Below are 8955 nucleotides of genomic sequence, written 5' to 3' on the forward strand. Positions count from 1 at the left end.
GCCCCCGCCGGGTTCGGCGCCCAGGCCCGCGCCAGCGCCGCCAGCGCCCAGGCCCGAGCCAGCGCCGCCAGCGCCCAGGCCCGAGCCAGCGCCGCCAGCGCCCCAATCCGTAACCATGCGCTCCGTCGACCTGCCGGAGGCGATGACGCGGGTGGGTGGCAATCGATCTGCGGAAGGTCGGCGGCGGGCATGGCGGCGGTGCGGGTCGGTGGTGGTGGTCAGCGGCGATCGGCGGCGCGGCCCTTGCGGCGATCGGTGGGCCGCGCCTCAGGGCGGGCAGAGGAGACGGCAGAGGGCACGGCATCGGGCGCGGCACCGGGCGCGGCACCGGGCACGGCAGAGGGCACGGCAGAGGGCACGGCAGAGGGGACGGCAGAGGGGACGGCAGAGGGGACGGCGGAGGAGACGGCACGTTCCGCGGGACGGATGCCATGCGTCAGCAGCGCGCGCGCATGCGCGACCATGGCCTCGACATCGACGGCGTCGGCCCCCGGCAGGCGCCGCCAGATATGGCCGGTGGCCAGCGGCAGCAGCGCCAGGCCGATCACCGAGACCATCAGCAGCGGCGGGGCCAGCGCGGCGTCGATCCGGCCGCGCTCGCGCGCCTCGCTCAGCGCGGCGACCACGACGCCCAGGCGCTGCAGCCCGAAGCGCTGCATCACGCGTTCGCGCAGCTGGCCCTCGCCGGTGACGATCTCGCGCACCCAGAGGGCCGGAAACCATGGCGTGGCCACCGCCGCGCGGATCAGCCGTTCGGCGATGCCGGCCAGCAGCGCGGCGGGGTCGGCAACCGCGCCCGAAGCATCGATATCGGCTCCTGCCCTTGCACCGGCTCCGGCCCTGTCCCCGGCTTTGGCGGCGGCCTTCGCACCAGCACCGCCCCCGGCGCCAGCACCAGCACCAGCGCCAGCACCAACGTCAGCACCAGCACCAACGCCAGCACCAGCACCAGCACCAGCACCAGCACCAGCACCGGCACCGGCACCGGCACCAGGCGCGGCGTCGCCCGGCTCAGCCTGCGCAAAGACCCGGTCCACCAGCGGCCCGAGGCGTTCCTCGGCCACCGCATCCAGCAGACGGCCCCGGTCGCCAAAGTAGTAGTGGACCAGCGCCGGCGTCACGCCGGCGCGGGCCGCGATGGCCTTGACCTGGGTCGCGGCAATGCCGTGCTCGGCAAACAGCGTCACGGCGGCGTCCAGCAGGCGCTCGCGCTGGTCCTCGGCGGCAAGCGTACGGCCCGGGCCGCGCGGCGGCGCGCTGCCGAGGCCCTTGCCCGCCGGGGCGCTCCGCCCGGGACGGCCGGGGCGGCGCAACGGCGCGGGCTGCTGCGGCGAAGCAGGGAGGGCGGCGGGAGAAGCGGCGGAAGAGCGGGAGCGGCGGGCGGTCATGGGCGGAGGGGATCTGGTGTGCTGGATATTAATTGGCACATTAATTAATTCAAGGCCTGTTACAAAGAAGGCCGGCGCAGCGCTGTCGCGCCGACGCCGGCCCGGCCTTGTCTTCGGAGAGGGGCCTTATTGCCGCGCGTTGCGCCGGTTATCCGGCCACGGCGTGTTGAAGTTGGTGCGGAATGGATTGATGTCCAGGCCGCCGCGCCGCGTATAGCGCGCGTAGACGGCCAGCTTGACCGGCTTGCACTGGCGCAGCACGTCCATGAAGATGCGCTCGACGCACTGCTCGTGGAACTCGTTGTGATTGCGGAACGAGATCAGGTACTTCAGCAGCCCTTCCTGGTCGATCGGCGCGCCGACATAGCGGATCTGCACGCTGCCCCAGTCCGGCTGCCCGGTGACCAGGCAGTTCGACTTGAGCAGATGCGAGACCAGCGTCTCCTCGACCGGCGTCTCTTCCTGATCGGCGCGCAGCAGCTGCGGCGCCGGCTCGTAGATGTCGGTCTCGATGTCGAGGCGGTCCAGCAGCAGGCCGTCGAGCTCGCCCATCTGCTGGCGGCCGAAGTCCGGCTCGGCCGTCAGGCGCACCTGCACCGCGCCGCCGGTCGCTTCGGACAGGTCGTTGCGCAGCAGCTGCTGCAGCGCCTCCGGCGATTCCAGCCGGGTCTGGTTGAAGCTGTTCAGGTACAGCTTGAACGACTTCGATTCGATGATGTTCGGCGTGTCGGCCGGAATGATGAAGCTGGCCAGCGCCACCTGGGGCTTGCCCTTCGGATTGAGCCAGGACAGCTCGTAGGCATTCCAGATGTCCACGCCGAAGAACGGCACCGCGCGGCCGTCGGGCAGGCCGATCTCGGCGCGCTTGGGCGCGCGCGGGATCGGAAACAGCAGGCTGGCGTCGTACTCGGTCTTGTAGGCCGAGACTTTGCCCAGCGGCGAATGTTCGGGCACGGTCATGAGGACTCCTGTCGGGGTTCCGCCATTCAGCGGTTCAGCGGTTCGGCGGTTCAGCGGTTCAGCGGTTCGGCGGTTCGGCGGTTCGGCGGTTCGGCGGTTCAGCGGTTCGGCGGGTCGGCGGTTCGGCGATCCGTCGATCAAGCGATTTCCGCAATCCGGCGGTTCGGCCACCCGGCGTGACGGCGGCGGACGGCAGCCGCCGTCACGCCAGGAACAGCTTGTAGACCGGATTGTCGGTTTCTTCCCAGTGTAAGTAACCGAGCGTGGCAAGGAAGGCCCGGAATTCGCGCTTCTCGTTCTTCGGCACCTGGATGCCGACCAGGATGTTGGACGTGTCGGCGCCCTGGTTCCGGTAGTGGAACAGGCTGATGTTCCAGTTCGGGCTCATGCTCGACAGGAACTTCATCAGCGCGCCCGGACGCTCGGGGAATTCGAAGCGGTACAGCAGCTCGTCCTGCGCCAGCGCGGAGTGCCCGCCGACCATATAGCGGATGTGCTGCTTGGCCAGTTCGTCGTTGGACAGGTCCAGCGCCGCGAAACCATGGCGGCGGAAGCTCGCGGCGATCTTGTCGCTCTCGGCGCGGCTGCCGATCTGCACGCCGACGAAGATGTGGGCGAGCTGGTTGTCGGCGATGCGGTAGTTGAACTCGGTCACGTTGCGCGTGCCCAGCTGCTCGCAGAAGCGGCGGAAGCTGCCGCGCTCCTCGGGGATGGTCACCGCGAACACCGCCTCGCGCGCCTCGCCGACCTCGGCCCGCTCGGCCACGAAGCGCAGGCGGTCGAAGTTCATGTTGGCGCCCGAGGCGATCGCCACCAGGTTCTTGCCCTTGAGCTTCTCGCGCTCGGCATAGGCCTTCAGGCCGGCGACGGCCAGCGCGCCCGAGGGCTCCAGGATGCTGCGGGTGTCCTGGAACACGTCCTTGACGCCCGCGCACAGCGCGTCGGTGTCGACCAGCACGATCTCGTCGACCAGTTCGCGCGCGATGCGGAAGGTTTCCTTGCCGGCCAGCTTGACCGCGGTGCCGTCCGAGAACAGGCCCACGTCCTTGAGTTCGACGCGCTTGCCGGCCTCGATCGAGCGCTTCATCGCGTCGGAGTCGACCGTCTGCACGCCGATCACCTTGATTTCGGGCCGCACGGCCTTGATGTACGACGCCACGCCGGCGATCAGGCCGCCGCCGCCGATGGCGACGAACACCGCGTGCAGCGGGCCCGGGTGCTGGCGCAGGATTTCCATCGCCACGGTACCCTGGCCGGCGATCACCTCGGGATCGTCGAACGGATGGATGAAGGTCAGCTTGTGCTTGCGCTGCAGTTCGGCGGCGTGCTGGTAGGCATCGCTGTACGACTCGCCGTGCAGCACGACCTGCACCCACTTGCCGCCGTGCTTGCGCACCGCGTCGATCTTGACCTGGGGCGTCGTCACCGGCATCGCGATGATGGCCTTGCACTCCATCCGCGCCGCGGCCAGCGCGACGCCCTGCGCGTGATTGCCGGCCGAGGCGGCGATCACGCCGCGCTTGAGTTCGTCGGCGGTCAGCGAGGCCATCTTGTTGTAGGCGCCGCGCAGCTTGAACGAAAACACCGGCTGGGTGTCCTCGCGCTTGAACCAGACCCCGTTGCCAATTCGCGCCGACAGTTCGCGGGCGTAGGTCAGCTCGGTCTCCTGCGCCACGTCGTACACCTTGGCGGTCAGGATCTTCTTCAGGTAGTCGGGTTTGCTGGCTGTCTTGCGGGTCATGTCGACGACCGGCGCGGGGCCGGATTGGATGGACGGAGGAAGGCGGAGGGCCGGCGCCGGGGGCGGGGCGCAGGGCGGCTCGGGGGCGCGGCGCGCGATGCTTGCGCCGCCCCGGCATCGGCCTTGGCGTTCGGGAAACCGCTAATGATAAAGGATCGGGCGGCGTCGGGTCCGCATGGCGCCAGGTGCCGCGCCATGGTGCAGGCCCCCTGGCGTGCCGCACCGCCGCGGTGCTCGCGGGGCGTCGCGGCCGGCGGCGTGCGTGCGCCGGTGACCCATCCGCCTTGTAGGACGCCATCCGGTGGACGCTCGTCAAGCTAACGTGATACGGTGTGCGGCGATGTCATCCCTTCCGCTGATCGATCCCGATAACGCGCTATTCCTCGACTTCGACGGCACGCTGGCCGACCTGGCGCCACGCCCGGAGCTCGTGCAGGTCGAAGCGGGACTGGTGGGAACGCTGCGCACGCTGCACCGGCAGCTGGGCGGCGCGGTCGCGATCGTATCGGGGCGCACCATCGCCGAACTTGACGCCTTCCTGGCCCCGCTGCAACTGCCCACCGCGGGCGTGCATGGCGCCGAACTGCGCGACGCCGAGGGGCGGCGGCTCGAAGTCCCCGCCCCCGACCTGGACCGGCTGCACCGGCGGCTCGAGGATTTCGCGCAGGCCCATCCCGGCCTGCGGCTCGAACGCAAGCCGATGGCGCTGGCGGTCCACTACCGCGCCGCGCCGGAGCTCGAGACGCTGGTGCGCGAACAGGTCGCCCAGGCGCTGGGCGATGTCAGCGGACTCGAAATGCTCCACGGCAAGATGGTGGTCGAGGTCAAGCCGGCCGGCGTCACCAAGGGCAGCGCGGTCGAGCTGATCATGCGCTCGCCGCCGTTTGCCGGCCGCATGCCGATCTTCGCCGGCGACGACGTGACGGACGAGGACGGCTTCGCGATGGTCGCCCATCTGGGCGGGGTCGGCGTGCTGGTCGGCCAGCGGCCGAGCGCCGCCACCGTCAGCGTGCCGGCGCCCGCGGACCTGCGCGCCTGGCTGCATCGCAGCGCGAAGGCGCTCGATGGCGGTGCGGCCGGTGGTGCCGGTGCCGCCGGCGAGGGCGGCAAGGCTGGCGGGCCATCCTCCGCGCATGCCGCCGGCGCCGACACCCATGCCGGCACCGATGCCGGCACCGATATCGACGCCGCTCCCGCCGCTGCCGCGGCAGCGGCGCCGTCCGGCAGCGGCACCAATCCATCCGCGTCCACCACCTCATCCTGACAAGGGGGAAGTTTGTGAGTCAGCCTGAATCCGGGGTAGCGCGCAACCGCGCCGACGAGATCAACAGCGACGGCACACAGCAGGGCGGGCGATATTGCCCGCCTTCGCTATCGCTGGGCATGATCGGCAACTGCGCCTTCTCGGCGCTGGTCGATTCGCGCGGCCGCATCGTCTGGTGCTGCCTGCCGCGCTTCGACGGCGATCCGGTCTTCAACGCGCTGCTGGATCCGAGCGAGAACGCCGGCCACTTCTCGATCGAGATCGAGGACTTCGCCGAATCGCGCCAATGGTACGAGCCGAATACCGCGGTGCTGCGCACGCGCCTGACGGACCGTCACGGCAATTGCCTCGAAATCACCGATTTCGCGCCGCGCTTTTTCCGCCTCGGCCGCTATTTCCGTCCGCTGACGCTGGTGCGGCGCATCCGCCCGGTCAAGGGCGCGCCGCGCGTGCGGGTCTGCATCGCGCCGCGCTTCAACTGGGGCCGCACGGTGCCGCAGACCTCGCGCGGCAGCAGCCACGTCCGCTTCGTCGGCGACGACATGACGCTGCGCATGACCACCGACGCGCCGCTGACCTATGTGATGGCCAACACGCCGTTCCTGGTCACGCAGGGCATGAACTTCATCCTCGGCCCCGACGAGACGCTGCAGCACGGCGTCGACGAGACCGCGCGCGACTTCGAGCAGGAGACCATCTCGTACTGGAAGCTGTGGACGCGCCGGCTGGCGGTGCCGCGCGAATGGCAGGACGCGGTGATCCGCGCCGCCATCACGCTGAAGATGTCGCTGTACGAGGAGACCGGCGCGATCGTCGCCGCGATGACCACCAGCATTCCCGAGGCCCCGCACAGCGGTCGCAACTGGGACTATCGCTTCTGCTGGCTGCGCGACGCCTTCTTCGTGATCCGCGCGCTCAACAGCCTGTCCGAGGTCGGCACCATGGAGGACTATCTGCGCTGGATGTCCAATGTGGTGATGCAGTCCAAGGACGGCCATATCCAGCCGCTGTACGGCATCGGCCTCGAACGCGAGCTGCCCGAGAGCGTGCTCGAACATGTCGCCGGCTACCGCGGCATGGGGCCGGTGCGGGTCGGCAACCAGGCGCAGGAACACTTCCAGCACGACGTCTACGGCAACGTGGTGCTCGGCGCCGCGCAGGCCTTCCACGACCACCGGCTGCTGCATCGCGGCGGCCCGGCCGAATACCGCGTGCTGGAGCAGGTCGGCGAACAGGCGGTGCGCGTGTTCGGCACGCCCGATGCCGGCATGTGGGAGTTGCGCACGCGCGCCCGGGTGCATACCTCGTCCGCGCTGATGAGCTGGGCGGCCTGCGACCGGCTCGCCAAGATCGGCGACGAGCTGCAGCTGCCGGCGCGCGCGGCCTACTGGCGCAAGCATGCGGACACGATGCGCGAGCGCATCCTGCGCGAATCGTGGAGCGAGGAACGCCAGGCCTTCGCCGAGAGCTTCGGCGGACGCGAGCTCGACGCCAGCGTGCTGCTGATGGCCGAGGTCGGCTTCATCGATCCGCGCGACGCGCGCTTCGTCGCGACCCTCGAACGGCTGGAAGAGGTGCTGTGCGACGGCCCCTACATGCGCCGCTACGAGGCGCCCGACGATTTCGGCAAGCCCGAGACCGCCTTCAACATCTGCACCTTCTGGCGGATCGATGCGCTCGCGCGCATCGGCCGCAAGGAACAGGCACGCGAGATCTTCGAGGCGATGCTGGCCGCGCGCAATCCGCTCGGCCTGCTGTCCGAGGACACGCATCCGGTCACCGGCGAAATGTGGGGCAATTTCCCGCAGACCTATTCGATGGTCGGCCTGATCAACGGCGCGATGCGCCTGTCGTCGCCATGGGACGCGGTGATCTGAGCCGGCCCCGATTCACCGGGCGGCGCGCGCCGGCGCGCCGCCACACAGGAGGCCTATGTCAAGACTGGTAGCGGTATCCAACCGCGTCGCCGACCCCCGCAATGCCGCCGCCGGCGGTTTGGCGGTGGCGCTCGGCGAAACGCTGAATGCCACCGGCGGGCTCTGGTTCGGCTGGAGCGGCCGGGTCGTCGAGACCGCGCAGGGTGGCACGCCCGGAGAAGGCGAACTGCATCTGCAGCATGCCGGCGACGTAACGCTGGCCACGGTCGACCTGAGCCGCGAGGACCACGACGCCTACTACCTCGGCTACAGCAACGGCGTGCTGTGGCCGGTGTTCCACTACCGCGTCGATCTGGCCGATTTCGACGCCGGCCATCTGAACGTCTACCGCCGCGTCAACCAGCTGTTCGCGCGCAAGCTGGCGCCGCTGCTGCGGCCGGACGACATGATCTGGATCCACGACTATCACCTGATTCCGCTGGCCGCGGAACTGCGGGCGATGGGATGCGGCCAGCGCATCGGTTTCTTCCTCCATATCCCGCTGCCGCCACCGCCGATCCTGACCACCATTCCGCAGCACGAATGGCTGATGCGCGCGCTGTTCGCCTACGACCTGATCGGCTTCCAGAGCCAGGCCGACCTCGAGCACTTCGCGCGCTACGCGCAGTCCGAGGCCGGCGCCGAGCCGATGGGCGACCACCGCTACCGCGCCTTCCATCGCACCGTGCGGGCGCAGGCGTTTCCGATCGGCATCGACGTCGACGAATTCGTCTCGCTGGGCAAGGGCCACGAGGCCCAGGAAACCTACGAGATGATGATGGCCCAGTACGCGCGCCGGCGGCTGCTGCTGGGCGTGGACCGGATGGACTATTCGAAGGGGTTGCCGGAGCGGCTGAAGGCGTTCCAGGCGCTGCTGGCGCAGTATCCGGAGAACCGTTCGAGCGCCACGCTGATCCAGATCGCGGCGCCCTCGCGCGAGTCCGTCGACGCCTATGCCGATCTGCGCCGCCAGCTGGAGGGCATGTCCGGGGCGATCAACGGCGAGTATGGCGAGCTCGACTGGATGCCGATCCGCTATATCCACCGCACCACGTCGCGCCGGCGCCTGCCGGGGCTGTGCCGGGCGGCGCGCGTCGCGCTGGTGACGCCGCTGCGCGACGGCATGAACCTGGTTGCCAAGGAATATATCGCCGCGCAGGACCCGGACGATCCCGGCGTGCTGGTGCTGTCGCGCTTCGCCGGCGCTGCCGAGCAGCTCAAGGAAGCGCTGCTGGTCAATCCCTACGACATCCAGGGCACCGCGCAGGCGATCCAGCAGGCGCTGCACATGCCGCTGGCAGAGCGGCAGAGCCGCCATCAGAAGCTGCTCGAGAACATCCGCGCCCAGGACGTGCACTGGTGGAGCCGCGAATACCTGCGCAGTCTTGCGGAGAGCGATCAGGGGTGATGGGGCACTCCATCTTTTTTCCGTCGCCCCAACCCTCTCCCCCTGAGGAGGAGAGGGAGAACGCAATCAGCTAGCGGGCCGCGCCCGCAGCCATCAGCGCAGGTCCTCGGGCGTATCGACATCCCTGAAGGCGCCGTCGTGATCGGTCAGGATGCGTGTCACCGCCCGGCCTTGCAGCAGCGCGCGGGCGCCCTCGTCGCCGTCCAGCCGCAGCAGCGCGTCGCGCCACGCGCGGCCGAACGCCACCGGGTGGCCGCGCCGGCCGTCGCGCCACGGCG

General features: G+C 69.8%; 7 protein-coding genes and 1 pseudogene. 3 read left to right on the top strand and 5 right to left on the bottom strand.

Annotation, left to right across the window (positions count from 1 at the left end):
* The 4 genes from F1599_RS26380 to ilvA form a co-directional block, all read right to left on the bottom strand.
* Nucleotides 1–191, bottom strand: a 191-nt coding sequence (locus tag F1599_RS26380; protein ID WP_223819857.1) for a hypothetical protein, incomplete at its 3' end; no start/stop codon positions are given.
* A 27-nt stretch (nucleotides 192–218) separates the two neighbouring features.
* Complete coding sequence (locus tag F1599_RS26645; protein WP_150084765.1) at nucleotides 219–1388, bottom strand: TetR/AcrR family transcriptional regulator; 1170 nt, start codon at nucleotides 1386–1388, stop codon at nucleotides 219–221.
* A gap of 126 nt (nucleotides 1389–1514) precedes the next feature.
* Nucleotides 1515–2348: an NADPH-dependent 7-cyano-7-deazaguanine reductase QueF gene (queF, locus tag F1599_RS23920; RefSeq protein WP_149320148.1), complete on the bottom strand. Its 834-nt coding sequence runs from the start codon at nucleotides 2346–2348 to the stop codon at nucleotides 1515–1517.
* Between the two features lie 202 nt (nucleotides 2349–2550).
* A complete protein-coding gene (ilvA, locus tag F1599_RS23925; protein WP_149320149.1) occupies nucleotides 2551–4089 on the bottom strand; it encodes a threonine ammonia-lyase, biosynthetic in 1539 nt (512 codons plus the stop codon).
* Nucleotides 4090–4429: 340 nt separating this feature from the next.
* Between ilvA and otsB the strand changes: the two genes are divergently transcribed.
* The 3 genes from otsB to otsA all read left to right on the top strand — a co-directional run bounded on the left by otsB (nucleotide 4430) and on the right by otsA (nucleotide 8677).
* Nucleotides 4430–5353: a trehalose-phosphatase gene (gene otsB / locus F1599_RS23930; RefSeq protein ID WP_150084766.1), complete on the top strand. Its 924-nt coding sequence runs from the start codon at nucleotides 4430–4432 to the stop codon at nucleotides 5351–5353.
* 119 nt (nucleotides 5354–5472) lie between these two features.
* Nucleotides 5473–7230: a glycoside hydrolase family 15 protein gene (locus F1599_RS23935; protein WP_149320169.1), complete on the top strand. Its 1758-nt coding sequence runs from the start codon at nucleotides 5473–5475 to the stop codon at nucleotides 7228–7230.
* A 55-nt stretch (nucleotides 7231–7285) separates the two neighbouring features.
* A complete protein-coding gene (otsA, locus tag F1599_RS23940) occupies nucleotides 7286–8677 on the top strand; it encodes an alpha,alpha-trehalose-phosphate synthase (UDP-forming) (RefSeq protein ID WP_149320151.1) in 1392 nt (463 codons plus the stop codon).
* 93 nt (nucleotides 8678–8770) lie between these two features.
* Here otsA and F1599_RS23945 read toward each other — a convergent pair.
* Nucleotides 8771–8955 (bottom strand): annotated as a pseudogene (locus F1599_RS23945) (nucleotidyltransferase family protein); the annotation flags it as partial.

Origin of the sequence: Cupriavidus cauae, assembly GCF_008632125.1 — a bacterium.
In the GTDB taxonomy this organism is placed as follows: Bacteria; Pseudomonadota; Gammaproteobacteria; order Burkholderiales; family Burkholderiaceae; genus Cupriavidus; species Cupriavidus cauae.